Raw genomic sequence first — 16,756 nt, forward strand, 5'->3', positions numbered from 1 at the left:
AAAAAAGCAACAACATATATTTATGCTTAAACAGAGCTTACAGTTTAAATTATTACAAAAATTATCTCCTCAGCAAATTCAATTAATGAAATTGATTCAATTGCCTACACAAGCATTTGAACAAAAATTAAAACAAGAATTAGAGGAAAACCCAGCTTTGGATAGCGGCAAAGAAAATATTGATGAATTTGAAAACACTCAAAATGATGAATATGATGATGACGGGAACGATAGTATTAGTGCAGAAGATATAAATATTGATGAATATCTAAGTGACGATGAAATTCCTAATTATAAAACACATGCCAATAATTATTCTTCAGATGATGAAGAAAAACATATTCCTTATGCGTCTGGAACTTCATTTACACAGCATTTAAAAAGCCAGATGAATACCTTTAGGCTTACCGAGGATGAAGAAATTATTACTGATTTTTTAATAGGAAGCATTGATGACAGCGGTTATATAAGAAGAGATTTACTTGATGTTTTAGATGATTTAGCATTTACACAAAACATATTTACTACAATTGAAGAATTGGAGCGACTACTTAATCTTGTGCAACAATTAGATCCTGCAGGAGTAGGAGCACGAAATTTAAAAGAGTGCCTAATTCTTCAATTAAAAAGAAAAAAAGAAAAACCAAGTAGAATTTTAGCTATTGATATCTTAGTTAATTCTTTTGAACATTTTGCAAAAAAACATTATAAAAAATTATTACAAAAATTTCATATTTCTGAAGAACAATTAAAAGAAGCAATTTCACAAATAGAAAAATTGAATCCAAAACCGGGAGGTTCATATGTTGGAAACAATAAAATAGCAGAACAAATTGTACCTGATTTTAATATACGAATTGTTGAAGGAGAATTAGAGCTAACTTTAAATTCTAGAAATGCTCCTGAACTTCATGTTTCCAAAGAATACAATGATTTAATGTTGGGTTATAAAGATTCTAAAGAAAAAACTAAATCTCAAAAAGAAGCTGTTCAATTTATTAAACAAAAGCTTGATTCTGCAAAATGGTTTATTGATGCCATAAAACAACGCCAACAAACGTTGTTGTTAAATATGAATGCCATTATGAATCATCAAAAAGAATACTTCTTAACGGGTGATGAAAGGAAGTTAAAACCTATGATACTTAAGGATATTGCAGATGTTATAAATATGGATGTTTCTACAGTATCAAGAGTTGCAAATAGTAAGTATGTTAATACGCCTTATGGTACTATGCTTATTAAAGAATTTTTCTCTGAATCTATGAAAAACGATCAAGGAGAAGATGTTTCAACTCGTGAAATAAAAAATATATTAGCAACTGTGGTTAAAGAAGAAAGTAAAAAGAAACCTTTAACGGATGATAAACTGTCAATTATTCTAAAGGAAAAAGGGTATCCTATTGCTAGAAGAACTGTAGCAAAATATAGAGAACAATTAGATATTCCTGTTGCTAGATTAAGAAAAGAGATTTAGAAGACAGCTATGAAATTTTCAAAATTTATCTCTACTTTTTTTCATCCAATAAATTTCCCAATAATTGGGACAGTTTTATACTTTTTGTTTGTACCTAAACACATTTATAAACCCCAAGAGCATATTATTTTAACAGTTATTCTTATTGGAACTTATATATTCCCACTTGTATTTTTATTTCTTTTAAAACGCTTTAAAATGATAAATAGCCATCATTTAGTAACCATTGAAGAACGTAAATTTCCAACATTACTATTTATTGCTATATCTTTTATAATTGCTAATTGGCTGCTAAAAACAAGAGTTGTTAATTTGTTATCTCTACTTTATTTTGGGTATGGAATAGGATTTATTGCTTCTTATATCTTTTTGTTTTCTAAACAAAAAATTAGTTTACATACTGCAGCAATAGGAGGTTTAATCGGTTTTTTAGTTTATTTTAGTTTTGAATATAAAATAAACATATTAGGATTTTTAATTGGATTTTTTATTCTTAGTGGTATTATTGCTTCGGCTAGACTAAGATTAAAGGCTCACAATATAAATGAAGTTTTTTTAGGATTTGTTACAGGTCTTCTTACTCAATTTCTAGTTTACGGAGTTTTTTATTACATAATGTAAAAGATTAATCCTACTTTTAAATCTTTAGCATCTATAGATTCATTAGACACAACTACATCATTAAATATTGGATTTAACCCATAATAAATAAACAAATTCCAAGTACTATATCCTGCTGATAAAGTTACTCCATACTTCCATTCATTAATTTCATCAATATTTTTAATTTTTAATTTCTCAACTGAATCTGAATAAACAGATTTAGATGAGAATATGTAAGATGCTTTTACACCTGCATAAACTCTAAAAAATTTATATTTGTTAATTGTCGAATTTCTAAATCTAAATTCAAAAGGAATATCTATTGAATGTAATCTTAAAGAATTTGTTTTATAATCGGTAACAAACTCAAAATTTGTATTGAAATTATTTTTTGAAATTTTCAAGTTTTGAATATAAACATCATAACTATAACCAATTCCTAAAGCAATCCCTTTTGATCTTTTTTCATTAAAAGGAATATCTCTTATAAAACCAGCAGAAAAACCTCCAGAAAAGCCATTTTGAGAAAGACTAAGAGATTTATCTAACATATTATTATAAGTTAAGGTTAAATATATTTGATCTTCTAAATAAGCATTATCTAGGCTGTCCTTACTCACTTGACCATTCATTAAGGTCAAATTAAAGAGAAACACTATTACAAGAATTATATTTTTTATCATAAATACAAAGATAAGTCTTAAACACAAAAAAGGCAATCATTACTGATTGCCTTTTATCTAAAATTATTTAACTAATTTTTATTTCTTAAAATTAGTACTTAAGTCACTTCCTTTTGAAGTAGAAAAACTAACTTTTAAAGCATTTATATCTCTTAATTGCTCTTTAATATCTAAAATAGTACCTACGTTTGCTTCTTTATCAGCTTTAATAGAAGTAGTCATAAATTTAACTTCCTCTTCTTTTCTTATAGCTCTTTCAGCAAAAATAAAACTAGGAACATCTTTTACATCAATGATTTTATCATTAACCTGAATTTTATCACCAGATATTCTTTTATCTTTAGATTTACCAACATAAATAGTACTTACCAAACTTTTGTGCTCTAATTTCTTTACTTCACTAGCAACAGGTAATGTAGGTTTCTTTATTAATAAATCTGTCTCTCTCATAGTAGTTGATACCATAAAAAAGAATAACAACATAAATACAATATCAGGTAAAGATGCCGTAGAAATTGCAGGTAAACCTTTTTTCTTCTTTTTAAACTTACTCATATCTGATATTATTTAATTGGTTCTGGTTCAGAGATTATCTGCGGATAGCTATCTTTCAATAAATCTATTTTCGCTTTTAATTTCTCACCTCCATTATCGTTGTACTCTTTTAACATCTCCTTATAAGACACCTTATATTTCTGCAAAGCTAAACGGTTTCTTAAATCATTATATGCTGCTTCAATTTCATTTTGAATTGATACATACATACCATAACTAGTACCTCTATCACTTTGTAAAGAAATAATTGCTTTAGATGGATGATCCGATGATGCTGGATCTTTTGCTCCCTGACAATAATCACATGCCTCTCCTGGTTTATCTCCTTTTGGGGCAGAAAGACCACCACCATTGTCAATAAAATCCATTGCTATTTTTCTTAAATCTGAAACTTGAATAAAGTCAGTACCTTCAATAAGAATTTGATTATTTCTGTTAACAGTAATATCTAAAACATTCTTTTCTTTAATAGTTACTTCTGGAGTATCCTCAGATTTCTCAGGTAATTTTCTAGAAATACCAGAATCTACATCCATAGTAGTTGTTACTAAGAAAAATATTAAAAGCAAGAACGCAATGTCTGCCATAGAACCAGCATTTATTTCTGAATTTTCTCTTCTTGCCATAGTTCTATTATTTTACTAATCCTTTAACAAAATCTAATAGGAAAAACACTAAACCAATAGCTCCTAAGATAAAACTAAAGTTTATTCCTGTACTTACCCATTTTGAAATACTACCTGCTTCTCCATCTGGTAAAACTCTACCACTAACATCTAATACAGCTCCATCAGGTGAAACAGCATAAGCAATTACAAGAAATACAGCTAAAGCTCCAAGTCCTATTAATGTTCTTTTAAGTCCTTGTGGATTCTTTACTAAATTTACAAATGAAAATACTACAGTAAGAATACCTGTGGCAATTAAAATAAATTTTGCAAAGCTAATAAACGGTGAAACAATGCTCGCTTGTACATCGGCATCTGTTTCTATTGTATCATCACCTATCATAACAATTCTAATGAAAAAGTAGAAAGCTACTAATCCAATTAAACCTGTTACCAAGGTTAAGATTTTTGATAATTTCTTATTCATAATAACTCTTATTTTTTGTGTCTAACCAAAAGGTCAACAAGTGAAATTGATGCGTCTTCCATATTATTTACAATACTATCTACTTTAGAGATAATGTAATTATAAAAAATTTGAAGAATAATTGCAACAACCAAACCAAATACTGTTGTTAATAAGGCTACTTTAATACCCCCAGCAACTACTGTTGGAGAAATATCACCCGCTGCTTGAATAGAGTCAAATGCACTAATCATACCAATTACAGTTCCCATGAAACCAAGCATTGGTGCTAAAGCAATAAATAAAGATAACCAAGAAATGTTCTTTTCTAACAATCCCATTTGAACTCCACCGTAACCAACAACTGCTTTTTCAGCTGCGTCTACACCTTCGTCCATTCTATCTAAACCTTGATAAAATATTGAAGCTACAGGTCCTTTTGTATTTCTACAAACCTCTTTTGCTGCTTCTACACCTCCAGAAGCTAAAGCTTCATCTACTTTATTCACTAATTTCTTAGTGTTTGTAGTGGCCATATTAAGATAAATAATTCTTTCAATTGCAATTGCCAACCCTAAAATTAAGGCTACTAATACAATTCCCATAAAAAATGGTCCACCTTCAATAAAACGTTGTTTCAATTCTTGGTGAAATGTTTTCGATTCCGCATCAGCAACTTGTTCTGTTTTTGCTGAATCTTGTGCAATAGCTTTAGGAGCTGCTCCAAATAACAATAATCCTGTAATTGCAAGGATAGTAAATACTCTTTTCATCGTGTAATAGTTAATTATTAATTTTATGGTTTAAATATACTTAATTTTTCAAAAGCAAAAGAAATTTAACAAGAGTAAATTTATTCATCAAAAAAATCTCATCAATCACAGCTTTTGCGAATGGCAAGTAACAAAAAAATGTTGAATTTTGAAAATTTTAAAGCCACTTTAAATTATTTTTTTTTTAGCTTTAGGTTTTCAATAAAACTAAAAATAAATTGAGTAATTGTAATTTTTATTACAAAATTAATGATAAATCCAAAAATTGATTGCAAAATTTTTAATAAATGGAGACTCGAATTTTAATTATTAACTGATTTCTCCTCTCAATGAAGTTTCAAATAATTCTTTAAATCTCAATTTCGGAATATCTTGACCTAATAAGTACATTAATTTCGCTAAAGCGGACTCTGTTGTTATGTCTTTTCCACTAATTATTCCCATATCTCTTAGTCTTTCACTTGTCTCATAATGCCCCATAATAACCGCACCACTATTACATTGTGTAACATTAACAATTTTCAATCCTTCATTTAAATATTTTTCTAAAAGTTCTAAGAACCAACTTTCAGTTAAAGCATTTCCAGAGCCATAAGTTTCCATAATTACTCCTTTTAAATTCTTAATTGACAAAATACTTTCTACCATTCTTTTCTGAATTCCAGGGAAAATTTTCAAAATTACAATATCATTATTTAAGTTTTTTCTAACTACTAATTGTTTAACTGTTATTGTCTTTTTAAGTAACTCTCTATTAAATTTTAAATAAACTCCACTTTCAGCCAAAGGCATTAAGTTTGGAGACGAAAAAGCTTCAAAATGTTCCGAATTAACTTTTGTTGTTCTATTTGCTCTATATAATTTATATTCAAAATACAAACAAACTTCGGATATAACGGGTAATCCACCTTCTTGAGATGAAGCTATTTCTATTGATGTTATTAAATTTTCCTTTGCATCTGTTCTTAAATCTCCAATAGGCAATTGAGAACCCGTAAAAATTACTGGTTTCGACAAATTTTCTAACATAAAACTAATAGCTGAAGAAGTGTAAGACATGGTATCGGAGCCATGTAAAACCACAAAACCATTAAAATCCTGATAATTATCCTCAATTATTTCACAAATAGATACCCAATGCTGTGGATTCATATTTGAAGAATCAATAGGTTTTTCTAATGAAACACTTTCAATTTTACAATTTAAAAAATTAATCTCCGGTATTTGTTTTAATAAATTATCAAAATTAAATGCCTTTAGAGCTCCAGTTGTAAAGTCTTTTACCATACCTATTGTACCTCCAGTATAGATCAAAAGAATTTTAGGGATTTTTGTCATTTTGTCTTATTAATTAAATTGGAATAATTTATGTTGTAAATTTATCAAATTAATACATATTAACTAAAAAATAAAAACATGATAGGTTATTATATTATAATTGGTCTTATATCGCTTGTAAGCTGGTTAGTAAGCCAACAATTAAAAAAGAAGTTTAAAAAATATTCACAAATTCATTTAAAAAATGGCTTAAGTGGTCGTGAAATTGCAGAAAAAATGCTTCACGATAATGGTATAAATGATGTTTCTGTTATCTCAACTCCAGGTAAATTAACAGACCATTACAATCCTACCAATAAAACGGTTAATTTAAGTGAATCTGTTTACAATGAAAGAAATGCTTCTGCAGCCGCAGTTGCATCTCATGAGGTTGGCCATGCCGTTCAACACGCAAATGCATACAAATGGTTAACCATGCGTTCTCAATTAGTTCCAGTTGTAAATATCTCTTCAAAATTTTCAATTTGGTTAGTAATTGGAGGTCTTGCTTTAGGAGCTGCACAATCTTCCGGTTTAGGTTTTTATGTTGCAATAGCGGGTTTAATTATGATGGGGCTAGCCACATTATTTAGCTTTATAACTTTACCCGTAGAATATGATGCAAGCAATAGAGCGTTAGCTTGGTTAAAAACAAATAATATGTTAACTAATTCGGAACAAGATGGTGCTCAAGACGCGCTTAAATGGGCTGCTAGAACATATTTAGTAGCTGCAATAGGCTCTTTAGCAATGTTATTTTATTGGGGATTAAGACTTTTAGGATCAAGAGACTAGTCTTAAATTTTAATTAATCTACTAATTTCTGATCTAATCATATAAAAATTTCGGCATGAAAAAACCTTTTATACATTGAATATCTTAGTTAAAGATTCTTATTAAACATTTATTGTCTTTGCATAATACTTATTTAAAACAGACCAATAATTTAATGTATAATGATTTTATATAACCTTTAGAATTTCTTTAATTCTTTTAATTAATGAAGAATATTTAAAATAAACGTATAAAAAAAAGGATATGAAAACTCATATCCTTTTTTTTATACGTTTATTAGAGAAACTAATCTTCTTCTAATGGAGCAATTACAAAATCCTCCATGAATTTAGTAGTATAATTTCCTGATAAATACCCTTCATCTCTCATTAATTGTCTATGAAAAGGAATTGTAGTTTTAACACCTTCAATTACAAATTCATCCAAAGCTCTCCTCATTTTACTAATTGCTTCTTCTCTTGTTTGAGCAGTAGTAATTAATTTAGCAATCATAGAATCGTAATTTGGTGGTATAGTATACCCTGCATATACATGAGTATCAACTCTTACTCCGTGACCTCCTGGAATATGTAATGTTTCTATTTTACCAGGATTTGGTCTAAAATCATTATAAGGATCTTCAGCATTTATTCTACATTCAATTGAATGCAATTTAGGAATATAATTTTTTCCTGAAATTGGAATTCCCGCAGCAACTTTAATTTGTTCATATATTAAATCATAATCTATTACCTGTTCTGTAATTGGATGTTCTACCTGAATACGAGTATTCATTTCCATAAAATAGAAATTTCTGTGCTTATCTACCAAAAATTCTATTGTACCGGCTCCTTCATATTTTATAGACTCAGTTGCCTTTACAGCTGCATCTCCCATTTTATTTCTTAACTGGGCAGTCATAAATGGTGATGGTGACTCTTCTGTTAATTTTTGATGACGACGTTGAATAGAACAATCTCTTTCTGATAAATGACATGCTTTTCCAAATGAATCTCCAATAACTTGAATTTCAATATGGCGAGGCTCTTCAATTAACTTCTCCATATACATTCCATCATTAGCAAAACAAGCAAAAGCTTCTTGACGAGCAGCGTCCCAAAGTTCTCTTAAGTTTTCTTTTTTCCAAACGGCTCTCATTCCTTTACCTCCACCTCCGGCAGTTGCTTTTAACATAACAGGAAAACCCATTTCATCTGCTAAAGCTTCTGCTTCTTCAAAAGTTTCTAAAATTCCATCAGATCCAGGAATAGTTGGTACTCCCGCAGCTTTCATTGTAGCTCTAGCGGAAGCTTTATCTCCCATCTGGCTAATCATATCAGCTGTAGCTCCAATAAATTTGATTCCGTGTTCTTCACAAAGTTTAGAAAATTTAGCATTTTCAGCTAAAAATCCATAACCTGGATGTATTGCATCTGCATTTGTAATTTCGGCAGCTGCTAAAATTGATTGCATTTTTAAATAAGACTCACTACTTGGTGGTGGTCCTATACAAACAGCTTCATCTGCAAATCTTACATGTAAACTTTCAGCATCAGCGGTAGAATAAACTGCCACTGTTTTAACTCCAATTTCTTTACAAGTTCTTATAACTCTTAAAGCAATTTCACCTCTATTCGCTATTAAAATTTTTTTAAACATAAATTCTTCTAATTTTCAATATTAAAAAAACAAATTCCAAAAACATTTTTGGATTTTGAGAATTAAAAATTGTGATTTATATTATGATGGATCTACTAAATATAGAGGCTGTCCAAATTCAACCGGTGTACCATCTTCTAAAAGAACTTTAACAATTTTACCTGAAACTTCCGCTTCAATTTCGTTAAATAACTTCATAGCCTCAACCATACAAACAACAGTATCTGGGCTTACAGAATCACCTACTTCAACAAAAACAGGTTTATCTGGTGATGGTTTTCTATAAAAAGTCCCAATAATTGGTGATGTAATTTCAATATATTTTGATTCAACTTCTGAAACTGCATCTTCCGTTGAACTAACTTCTACTGGTGCGGCTGGTGCGGCTGCCATTGGCATTTGCTGCATTCCCATTGGAGCTTGCTGTACAATTGTAGTTTCAGTTTTTTCTGAACCTGTTTTAATTGTAATTTTAATGTCCTCCATTTCTAACTTAACTTCACTTGCTCCCGATTTGGCAACAAACTTTATTAAATTTTGAATATCTTTTAATTCCATATTCATTAAGTTTTAGTTATTAATTTAATTTAAGAATTATAAGCCCATTTAAGATAGATTGACCCCCAGGTGAATCCACCTCCAAATGCTGCGAAAATTATTTTATCTCCTTTTTTTAATTGCTTTTCATAATCTGCAATAAGTAGTGGTAAAGTTGCAGAAGTAGTATTTCCGTAATTCTGAATATTCATCATTACTTTTGAACTATCTAGTTTAATTCTATTGGCAGTTGCTTCGATAATTCTCTTATTTGCTTGGTGTGCTGCCAACCAAGTAACATCTTCATTGGTTAAGTTATTTCTTGTCAATATTTTTTCAGCTACATCAGCCATATTGAAAACTGCATTTTTAAATACCGTTTTACCTTCTTGAAATATATAGTGTTCTTTTTTATCAAAAGTATCTTTATCCCACGGGTAAGAAGACCCACCTCTTTTTGCTCTTAAGAATTCTCTTCCTGTACCATCACTTCTTAAATATTCATCTTGAACACCAAATCCTTCTTCGTCTGGCTCAAACAATGCAGCTCCTGCCCCATCACCAAAAATAATACAAGTAGCTCTATCTGTATAATCAATAATTGAAGAACATTTATCTGCTCCAATTAATAACACTTTTTTATAACTTCCTGATTCTATATATTTAGCGGCTACTGACATACCGAACAAAAAACTAGAACAAGCAGCATCCATATCAAACCCAAACGCATTAACTGCTCCAATTTCTGAAGCAACATAAGCAGCTGTTGCAGCGGCTTGCATATCTGGAGTTGCTGTTGCAACTATAACGAGTTCAATTTCAGCTGGATCTAGGTTCTTCTTTTCAATTAGCTCTTCGGCGGCTTTAATAGCCATATATGAAGTTCCTAATCCCTCTCCCTTTAAGATTCTTCTTTCTTTTATACCCGTTCGTGAAGTAATCCACTCATCATTAGTATCTACCATCTCCTCTAACATTTTATTTGTTAAAATGTCTTCGGGCAGGTATTTACCCATGGCTGTAATTGCTGCAGTTATTTTTGTCATATATTATATCTTTTAATAAAAAAAGAACGTTCAAAGTAATGAAAATAAATTTACTTTTATGTTGAAAAACATCATAAATAAACGAATTCCACTCTAATAAACAAAAAAAAACCCTCAAAATGAGAGTTTTTTAACTTCTTTTAATCAATAACTATTAAGCTTGAACTACTTCTTCAGAATCAATTACAATCTGACCTCTGTAATAAAGTTTCCCTTCATGCCAATGAGCTCTGTGATATAAATGAGCCTCTCCTGTTGTAGGATCAACTGCAACTTGAGGAGTTACAGCCTTGTAATGAGTTCTTCTTTTATCTCTTCTAGTTTTCGATATTTTTCTTTTAGGATGTGCCATTACTATTATTTTTTTCTATTAGTATATTCTTAAGTTTATTCCATCTTGGGTCAATTTCTTTTGAGTCATCAACCTCCAAATTCTCATCTTTATCTTTAATTTCAAATTCTTTTAATTTTTCTAACATGTCCGATTTTAAAGTTCCATCCTCAACTCCCGGATGTATTCTTTTTATTGGAACACTCAAAACAATTGCTTCATAAATATATTGAGCAATGTTAAGTTTAAATTCTGAATGAGGTAGTATTAATAATTCCTCATTATCATCATTATATTCTTCTCCAAATTTCACAACTAAATAAAAACTTGTTTCTATTGGCTGGTGAAATAACTCGTTTGTTACATCACAGGTAACTTCAACCCAACCAGAAAAAGTAAAATTTAATTCAAACAGTGTAGGCTTCTTTAAAAAAGAAACATTCACATTTACATTTGAATTGTAAAACTCTTCATACTTAAAAAAATCAAAGAACTCTTTCTCTATTTTATAATCAAACTGATAATTCCCCTCTCTTAAACCGATAAAAGAAATATCAAAATCTTTTAAATCTTTCATAATAGAACTACAATTTGAGCGTGCAAAGATATAAATTATAATATAAAAGAGTAAAAAAAAATGATTTTTTATACTTTTTCTTTTGTTTGTTTTGTTTTTAAAACGTTTTCCGTCAAACTTTTATACTCTTTTCTTGTTTTAAACACCTTAATAGCTGCGAAAACAGCTTCTTTAAATGAGTTGATATTTGCCTTGCTCTGCCCTGCTAACTCATAGGCTGTTCCGTGATCTGGCGAGGTTCTAATTTTACTTAATCCCGCAGTGTAATTAACTCCTTCTCCAAAAGATAAGGATTTAAAAGGGCCTAATCCTTGATCGTGATACATGGCAAGAACTCCATCAAAATTCTTATAATTTTCTGACCCAAAAAAGCTATCAGCGGCATAAGGACCATAAATAAGTTTCCCTTCGCTTTGAATTTCGGCAATAGTTGGTCTTATTATTTCATCATCTTCATTTCCTATAACACCATTATCTCCACAATGTGGATTTAAACCTAAAATTGCAATCTTTGGTTTAGAAATTGCAAAATCAGCTATAAGAGTATTGTATAAAATCTCGACTTTCTTTTTAATTAATTCAGGAGTAACAGTTTCAGATATTTTAGAAACTGGTATATGTCCCGTAATTAAACCAATTCTTAAAGAATTTGTCATTAAAATCATTAGGCTTTCACCTTCTAATTTAGATTCTAAATATTCAGTATGTCCCGGAAAATGAAATTCTTCAGACTGAATATTATCTTTATTTATTGGAGCTGTTACCAATACATCAATTTCATTATTTGCTAAAGCATTTGTTGCTGCCTCTAAAGATTCAAACGCTAATTTACCAGCTTCTGAGGTTGCTTTTCCTAATTCAAGATTTACATCATCTCTCCAAAGGTTTAAAACATTTATTTTCCCTTGAATAATGCTATCTAAACTTTTAATACCATTTACAGGAACATTAACATTAACTCTTTTTTTATAAGATGAAATTAATTTTGTACTTCCAAAAATTACAGGTGTACAAAAATCTAACATCCGCTTATCTGAAAAGGTTTTCAAAATAATTTCTATTCCAATTCCATTAAAATCTCCTATAGAAATTCCTAATTTTATTTTTTCAAATTCGTCCATAAATACGGTTATAATGCTTAATTTTGAGCTTACAAAAGTAATGAAATAAATTAACAAACTATGTTTACAGGTATAATAGAAAGTTTAGGTTTAGTAAGAAATATTGTTAAAGAAGGTGAAAATTTGCACATAAGTATAGAATGTGATTTTACTTCTGAACTAAAAATTGATCAAAGTGTTGCTCATAATGGAGTTTGTTTAACAGCAGTTGATATAACAGATAACATATATACGGTAACAGCAATTAAAGAAACTCTTGATAAAACAAATTTAAAACATCTTAAAATTAATGACAAAATTAATTTAGAACGCGCTATGATTTTAGGAGATCGTTTAGATGGGCATATTGTTCAAGGCCATGTAGATCAAACGGCTGTATGTACAGAAGTTATTGAAGAAGATGGTAGTTGGGTTTTTAGTTTTGATTATGATAGCTCATTAAATAACGTTACAATTGAAAAAGGTTCTATTACTATTAACGGAACAAGTTTAACGGTTGTAAACTCAAAAAAGAATAGTTTTTCTGTCGCTATTATTCCATATACATATGAACATACTAATTTTCATACTTTTAAAAATGGATCTGTAGTAAATTTAGAGTTTGATGTTATTGGTAAATACGTTGCAAGGCTATTAGAAAAATAAGAGTTGTTTTTTGCTGAAAAACAACTTCACTAAAGCTTTTGAATTAAAAAATATTGAGATAACAACATTAATTTATTTCAAATAAATCGTTTTGTTCAGTCTATAAGTTGTTATTTAAATATAACACATAGGATAGCGAGAAATACTCTTCAATTTTAGACTGTTTATTTAACTATTTAATTAATAATAAAGAAATTAACACATCCCTTAAATAAGAAAGCCTTACAAACATTATATTTGTAAGGCTTTACGTTTCATAAAAGTGGTCCCACTTGGACCTATATACAATAACAGCTACTTACCCCACATAACACCCTACAACCTTATTATATAAAGGATTGTTGAATGTTTTAATTAAAAATTAACATAAGCTGATATAGGCTATACACAAACTTTTTCGTCACAATAAGCGTCACAATATTTATATTTTATATATTTGTCTTGGTTTATAATTATACTTTATGGCTTCAATAAAATTACTGCTTAGAAACACTAAATCATTAACACCCGTATCTGTTAATTACGATGTTCATATTTCGGGAAACACAAGACTAAGAGGATCTACAAACACAAAAGTATTGCCAAAGTACTGGGATCAAAAAAAACAAAAAATTAGAAATGTAACTGATCTTTATTCTACTAAAGATAAATTAAATAGAGATCTATTAAATTTCAAGAAATTTGTCTTAGATCAATTAGCTATTTATACTACCAATAATTTAAATGAACAAAAAGAACTTTTAAAACAAGATATTGGAATTTATTTTGGTAGGATTGAAGCTCCAACTAATGAAGAAATGACTTTCTATAAATTTGTTGATATTTTTATTGATCAAGCAGACAACAGAATAAACAATAGTACAGGTAAAAAATTATCCAAAAGAACTATATTAGATTATAAACTAGCAAAAAAGTTAATTGAAGATTTTGAAAATTTATACAAATACAGAATAACATTTGAATCTATAACTTTAGAATTTTACTATTCATTTATTGAATATTTAGAAGATAAGCATAGTTTTTCAGTTAATACTATTGGTAAATACATTAAAATACTAAAAGCTTTTCTACGAGCCGCAACTGATGAGGGGTATAACAATAATTTGAGTTTCCAAAATAAAAAATTCATTAAACCTACAGCTCCTTCTGAACAGATTTATTTAAATGAAAATGAACTTTTAAAAATTATTAAATTAGATTTAACTGAACTTCCAAAAACTAGTAACGCAAGAGATTTATTTATAATCGGAGCCTATACAGGTTTACGTGTATCAGATTTTAATAATCTCACAAAAGAAAACATTAAAATAATTCAAGGAAAAAGAATGTTTGGGTTAATTGTTCAAAAGACTGGAAATTATTTACCGATACCTATTCATCCTCAAGTTGAAAAAATATTAAAAAAACATAAAGGTAACCCGCCACAAACAATGAAACCTCAAGATATTAATGATGAATTAAGAATTATTGGCAGAAAAGCTAAAATAAAAGAAATTACAACCATTAACACCATTAAGGGAGGTGAAAACATTACGAAAATGGTACCGAAATATAAATTAATTAAGAATCATACAGCTAGACGTTCATTTTGCACCAATGCCTATATTGCAGGAATGTCTACCTTAGATATAATGGCTATAAGTGGACATACTTCAGAAAAAACCTTTCTTAATTATATAAAGATAACAGCAGATGAAAGGGCAATAAAAATTGCTGAAAATCCATTTTTTAATCCAAAATTAAATTTAACTTAAAACTTAATAAAATATTAACCCTGTAATCATAATTAAAAGTGTATTCTGTCAAACATTCCAATCAATTCATTATTCTTACAAAAAAATTTTTAAATAATTTAAATGATCAAAAAATAATAGATTTCTCTTTAGATTACATTCTAATGCTATGTGATGATAATCTAATCTCTTATTCAAGAGAATATATAACAAGTCTCTCGGATAAAGATTTATTAATCTTTATCCGAAAATTCATAAAAAGTTTAAATGAAAAAGACTTTTCAAATTTCTCTAAAAACGCTATAATATTTTCCAAAGGAATTGGCTTCACAGGTTTCTCTAGAGAATATTTAGATAGTTTAGAAACGTATTACGACAAGTACAAAGCAAATATATATTCTAAAGACAAGATACCTTCATATCGTTACCCATTCAAGTTTGAGGACATCTTAATTGATGATAAAATTGATGAACATTTAATGTTAACAGCATTTCTAAATTGGGATGATATCACTTTTATGCAAAAAAAGGGGATGACTATAAAAGAAGCTGAAGATTATATTAATTACTCAAATTATATATTCAACCCCAAAATAGTAGATCTCGTCTATGATTATTATTTAGAAAACATTAGAATTTATGATGAGATGGAGGAAGAGTCACAAGATATATCTAGATTAAAAATTTCATTAAACTTTGCTTTGGGTGAAGATGACAGAATAAATATTATAAAAACAGAACATCGAAAATATTCTGAAAAACTACAAAAAAACCAATACTATTTAGACTATTTCAATGACTTTAATAAAAAAAATATTTACAATGAAGATGGAAAAACATTTGACAACGATTTCATTAAATTATTTAAACGTAATCTCGGACAAAATGATGATTTAATGATGGACTATTTATGTGATGGATATACATATAATTATGAGGAATTAGCATATACTGAATTTGAACCAATACAAGAGTTCGACATAATCCCAGTAAACAAAAAGCCCGATTGTGACGTCTTTGACATCTTTAATTACAGAGAGTTTCGAGGAGTTTTACATATAACAGATTGCTTTAAAGCTCTTAATTTCTTAGAATCCGAATTAAAAAATAAAATTGATAATTCTGCAGATAACCAAATAGATAACAAAATATTTCATGATAAAATTTTCAAAACAATTGATTCACAAAATATTTTTTACAAAACACTAGATTACACAAATGTCCTCAACAATAATGGTAAAGCAAAAAAGAGAGGTTTTCAGCCTATCTGTGATGCTATATTTAATAAACCCTTTTCTTTTTTCGATGAAATATTCAAATATGGAGTAACAAAAAAAGACTATATAATATATTTAGAAAATGAATTTGATATATCTATTCCAGATAAATCTAAACTTTCAGATGGATCGAGACACACAGAAAATGTCAAAGATTTTATTAATTCTTGCTTAAAAGAACAAAATAAAACAAAGGAATAACTCTATACTCATAAACTCCGAACAAAGTCTCTTTTTTCCCGAACAAAGTATTTATCACTTTTGCATCATCAATTTTAAAACATAAATTATGAAGGAAGATGCAACATTAGTACACAACATTTCAAAAGATGAATTAGTTCACAACATCCTACAAGGTTTAGAAGTTAAACTAAAAGAATTTGAAACTAAATTCCAACCAAAAGAACCTACTACTTGGTTAACTAAAAAAGAAGTTGCTACAATATTATCAATATCTACTGTTACAGTTGATGATTGGAGTAGAAAAGGTATTCTAAATCCATTTCGTATTGGAAATCGTATAAGATTTCAACGTAATGAGGTTGAAAAAAGTTTAATTAAAATAAACGAGTAG

Annotated in this window: 19 protein-coding genes; 7 read left to right on the forward strand and 12 right to left on the reverse strand. The window is 28.8% G+C overall.

Features of this window, described 5'->3' with window-relative positions:
- The first annotated feature begins 22 nt into the window (after positions 1-22).
- Both rpoN and DAD81_RS14075 read left to right on the forward strand, forming a co-directional pair.
- On the forward strand, positions 23-1,477 hold the full coding sequence (rpoN, locus tag DAD81_RS14070) for an RNA polymerase factor sigma-54 (protein ID WP_111708916.1): 1,455 nt from the start codon (positions 23-25) through the stop codon (positions 1,475-1,477).
- Positions 1,478-1,675: 198 nt separating this feature from the next.
- Positions 1,676-2,098: a hypothetical protein gene (locus DAD81_RS14075; protein WP_157961137.1), complete on the forward strand. Its 423-nt coding sequence runs from the start codon at positions 1,676-1,678 to the stop codon at positions 2,096-2,098.
- Here DAD81_RS14075 and DAD81_RS14080 read toward each other — a convergent pair.
- The 6 genes from DAD81_RS14080 to DAD81_RS14105 form a co-directional block, all read right to left on the reverse strand.
- Positions 2,086-2,712, reverse strand: coding sequence for a porin family protein (locus DAD81_RS14080; protein ID WP_157961138.1), 627 nt, complete (start codon positions 2,710-2,712; stop codon positions 2,086-2,088). The genes DAD81_RS14075 and DAD81_RS14080 overlap by 13 nt on opposite strands.
- A 129-nt stretch (positions 2,713-2,841) precedes the next feature.
- Positions 2,842-3,318: an ExbD/TolR family protein gene (locus DAD81_RS14085; protein ID WP_111708919.1), complete on the reverse strand. Its 477-nt coding sequence runs from the start codon at positions 3,316-3,318 to the stop codon at positions 2,842-2,844.
- An 8-nt stretch (positions 3,319-3,326) separates the two neighbouring features.
- The gene (locus tag DAD81_RS14090) at positions 3,327-3,944 is read right to left on the reverse strand and encodes a biopolymer transporter ExbD (protein ID WP_111708920.1); all 618 of its coding nucleotides are present in this window, start codon (positions 3,942-3,944) and stop codon (positions 3,327-3,329) included.
- Between the two features lie 7 nt (positions 3,945-3,951).
- Positions 3,952-4,413 carry a hypothetical protein gene (locus tag DAD81_RS14095; protein ID WP_111708921.1) on the reverse strand — a complete coding sequence of 154 codons (462 nt, stop codon included), beginning with the start codon at positions 4,411-4,413 and terminating at the stop codon, positions 3,952-3,954.
- A gap of 8 nt (positions 4,414-4,421) precedes the next feature.
- The gene (locus DAD81_RS14100) at positions 4,422-5,165 is read right to left on the reverse strand and encodes a MotA/TolQ/ExbB proton channel family protein (RefSeq protein ID WP_111708922.1); all 744 of its coding nucleotides are present in this window, start codon (positions 5,163-5,165) and stop codon (positions 4,422-4,424) included.
- A gap of 309 nt (positions 5,166-5,474) precedes the next feature.
- The gene (locus DAD81_RS14105) at positions 5,475-6,503 is read right to left on the reverse strand and encodes an asparaginase (RefSeq protein WP_111708923.1); all 1,029 of its coding nucleotides are present in this window, start codon (positions 6,501-6,503) and stop codon (positions 5,475-5,477) included.
- Between the two features lie 78 nt (positions 6,504-6,581).
- On the opposite strand from DAD81_RS14105, the gene DAD81_RS14110 reads away from it, so the two are divergent.
- Positions 6,582-7,277: a zinc metallopeptidase gene (locus DAD81_RS14110; RefSeq protein WP_111708924.1), complete on the forward strand. Its 696-nt coding sequence runs from the start codon at positions 6,582-6,584 to the stop codon at positions 7,275-7,277.
- 285 nt (positions 7,278-7,562) lie between these two features.
- On the opposite strand, the gene accC is transcribed toward DAD81_RS14110, so the two are convergent.
- The 6 genes from accC to pdxA form a co-directional block, all read right to left on the reverse strand.
- Positions 7,563-8,915: an acetyl-CoA carboxylase biotin carboxylase subunit gene (accC, locus tag DAD81_RS14115; RefSeq protein ID WP_111708925.1), complete on the reverse strand. Its 1,353-nt coding sequence runs from the start codon at positions 8,913-8,915 to the stop codon at positions 7,563-7,565.
- 81 nt (positions 8,916-8,996) lie between these two features.
- Positions 8,997-9,473: an acetyl-CoA carboxylase biotin carboxyl carrier protein gene (accB, locus tag DAD81_RS14120; protein ID WP_111709076.1), complete on the reverse strand. Its 477-nt coding sequence runs from the start codon at positions 9,471-9,473 to the stop codon at positions 8,997-8,999.
- A 29-nt stretch (positions 9,474-9,502) separates the two neighbouring features.
- Positions 9,503-10,498 (reverse strand): beta-ketoacyl-ACP synthase III, encoded by a 996-nt coding sequence (locus tag DAD81_RS14125; RefSeq protein ID WP_111708926.1) that lies wholly within the window; start codon positions 10,496-10,498, stop codon positions 9,503-9,505.
- Positions 10,499-10,652: 154 nt separating this feature from the next.
- Positions 10,653-10,850 (reverse strand): 50S ribosomal protein L32, encoded by a 198-nt coding sequence (rpmF, locus tag DAD81_RS14130; RefSeq protein ID WP_111708927.1) that lies wholly within the window; start codon positions 10,848-10,850, stop codon positions 10,653-10,655.
- A complete protein-coding gene (locus DAD81_RS14135; protein ID WP_111708928.1) occupies positions 10,837-11,406 on the reverse strand; it encodes a YceD family protein in 570 nt (189 codons plus the stop codon). The genes rpmF and DAD81_RS14135 overlap by 14 nt, the downstream gene beginning before the upstream one ends.
- A 68-nt stretch (positions 11,407-11,474) precedes the next feature.
- Entirely contained in the window at positions 11,475-12,527 is a 1,053-nt protein-coding gene (gene pdxA / locus DAD81_RS14140; protein ID WP_111708929.1) for a 4-hydroxythreonine-4-phosphate dehydrogenase PdxA, read from the reverse strand.
- Positions 12,528-12,587: 60 nt separating this feature from the next.
- Between pdxA and DAD81_RS14145 the strand changes: the two genes are divergently transcribed.
- The 4 genes from DAD81_RS14145 to DAD81_RS14160 all read left to right on the forward strand — a co-directional run bounded on the left by DAD81_RS14145 (position 12,588) and on the right by DAD81_RS14160 (position 16,756).
- Complete coding sequence (locus DAD81_RS14145) at positions 12,588-13,172, forward strand: riboflavin synthase (RefSeq protein ID WP_111708930.1); 585 nt, start codon at positions 12,588-12,590, stop codon at positions 13,170-13,172.
- A 461-nt stretch (positions 13,173-13,633) separates the two neighbouring features.
- Complete coding sequence (locus tag DAD81_RS14150) at positions 13,634-14,926, forward strand: tyrosine-type recombinase/integrase (RefSeq protein ID WP_111708931.1); 1,293 nt, start codon at positions 13,634-13,636, stop codon at positions 14,924-14,926.
- A 143-nt stretch (positions 14,927-15,069) separates the two neighbouring features.
- Positions 15,070-16,383: a hypothetical protein gene (locus tag DAD81_RS14155; protein WP_218939719.1), complete on the forward strand. Its 1,314-nt coding sequence runs from the start codon at positions 15,070-15,072 to the stop codon at positions 16,381-16,383.
- 88 nt (positions 16,384-16,471) lie between these two features.
- On the forward strand, positions 16,472-16,756 hold the full coding sequence (locus DAD81_RS14160; RefSeq protein WP_111708933.1) for a helix-turn-helix domain-containing protein: 285 nt from the start codon (positions 16,472-16,474) through the stop codon (positions 16,754-16,756).

Source organism: Lutibacter citreus, from assembly GCF_003260195.1.
In the GTDB taxonomy this organism is placed as follows: Bacteria; Bacteroidota; Bacteroidia; order Flavobacteriales; family Flavobacteriaceae; genus Lutibacter; species Lutibacter citreus.

Excerpts from the sequence above, each read along its gene's own strand:
- rpoN (WP_111708916.1), top strand. The coding sequence starts at position 23 with ATGCTTAAACAGAGCTTACAGTTTAAATTATTACAAAAATTATCTCCT.
- DAD81_RS14075 (WP_157961137.1), top strand. The coding sequence starts at position 1,676 with ATGATAAATAGCCATCATTTAGTAACCATTGAAGAACGTAAATTTCCA.
- DAD81_RS14080 (WP_157961138.1), bottom strand. The coding sequence starts at position 2,712 with ATGAATGGTCAAGTGAGTAAGGACAGCCTAGATAATGCTTATTTAGAA.
- DAD81_RS14085 (WP_111708919.1), bottom strand. The coding sequence starts at position 3,318 with ATGAGTAAGTTTAAAAAGAAGAAAAAAGGTTTACCTGCAATTTCTACG.
- DAD81_RS14090 (WP_111708920.1), bottom strand. The coding sequence starts at position 3,944 with ATGGCAAGAAGAGAAAATTCAGAAATAAATGCTGGTTCTATGGCAGAC.
- DAD81_RS14095 (WP_111708921.1), bottom strand. The coding sequence starts at position 4,413 with ATGAATAAGAAATTATCAAAAATCTTAACCTTGGTAACAGGTTTAATT.
- DAD81_RS14100 (WP_111708922.1), bottom strand. The coding sequence starts at position 5,165 with ATGAAAAGAGTATTTACTATCCTTGCAATTACAGGATTATTGTTATTT.
- DAD81_RS14105 (WP_111708923.1), bottom strand. The coding sequence starts at position 6,503 with ATGACAAAAATCCCTAAAATTCTTTTGATCTATACTGGAGGTACAATA.
- DAD81_RS14110 (WP_111708924.1), top strand. The coding sequence starts at position 6,582 with ATGATAGGTTATTATATTATAATTGGTCTTATATCGCTTGTAAGCTGG.
- accC (WP_111708925.1), bottom strand. The coding sequence starts at position 8,915 with ATGTTTAAAAAAATTTTAATAGCGAATAGAGGTGAAATTGCTTTAAGA.
- accB (WP_111709076.1), bottom strand. The coding sequence starts at position 9,473 with ATGGAATTAAAAGATATTCAAAATTTAATAAAGTTTGTTGCCAAATCG.
- DAD81_RS14125 (WP_111708926.1), bottom strand. The coding sequence starts at position 10,498 with ATGACAAAAATAACTGCAGCAATTACAGCCATGGGTAAATACCTGCCC.
- rpmF (WP_111708927.1), bottom strand. The coding sequence starts at position 10,850 with ATGGCACATCCTAAAAGAAAAATATCGAAAACTAGAAGAGATAAAAGA.
- DAD81_RS14135 (WP_111708928.1), bottom strand. The coding sequence starts at position 11,406 with ATGAAAGATTTAAAAGATTTTGATATTTCTTTTATCGGTTTAAGAGAG.
- pdxA (WP_111708929.1), bottom strand. The coding sequence starts at position 12,527 with ATGGACGAATTTGAAAAAATAAAATTAGGAATTTCTATAGGAGATTTT.
- DAD81_RS14145 (WP_111708930.1), top strand. The coding sequence starts at position 12,588 with ATGTTTACAGGTATAATAGAAAGTTTAGGTTTAGTAAGAAATATTGTT.
- DAD81_RS14150 (WP_111708931.1), top strand. The coding sequence starts at position 13,634 with ATGGCTTCAATAAAATTACTGCTTAGAAACACTAAATCATTAACACCC.
- DAD81_RS14155 (WP_218939719.1), top strand. The coding sequence starts at position 15,070 with ATGCTATGTGATGATAATCTAATCTCTTATTCAAGAGAATATATAACA.
- DAD81_RS14160 (WP_111708933.1), top strand. The coding sequence starts at position 16,472 with ATGAAGGAAGATGCAACATTAGTACACAACATTTCAAAAGATGAATTA.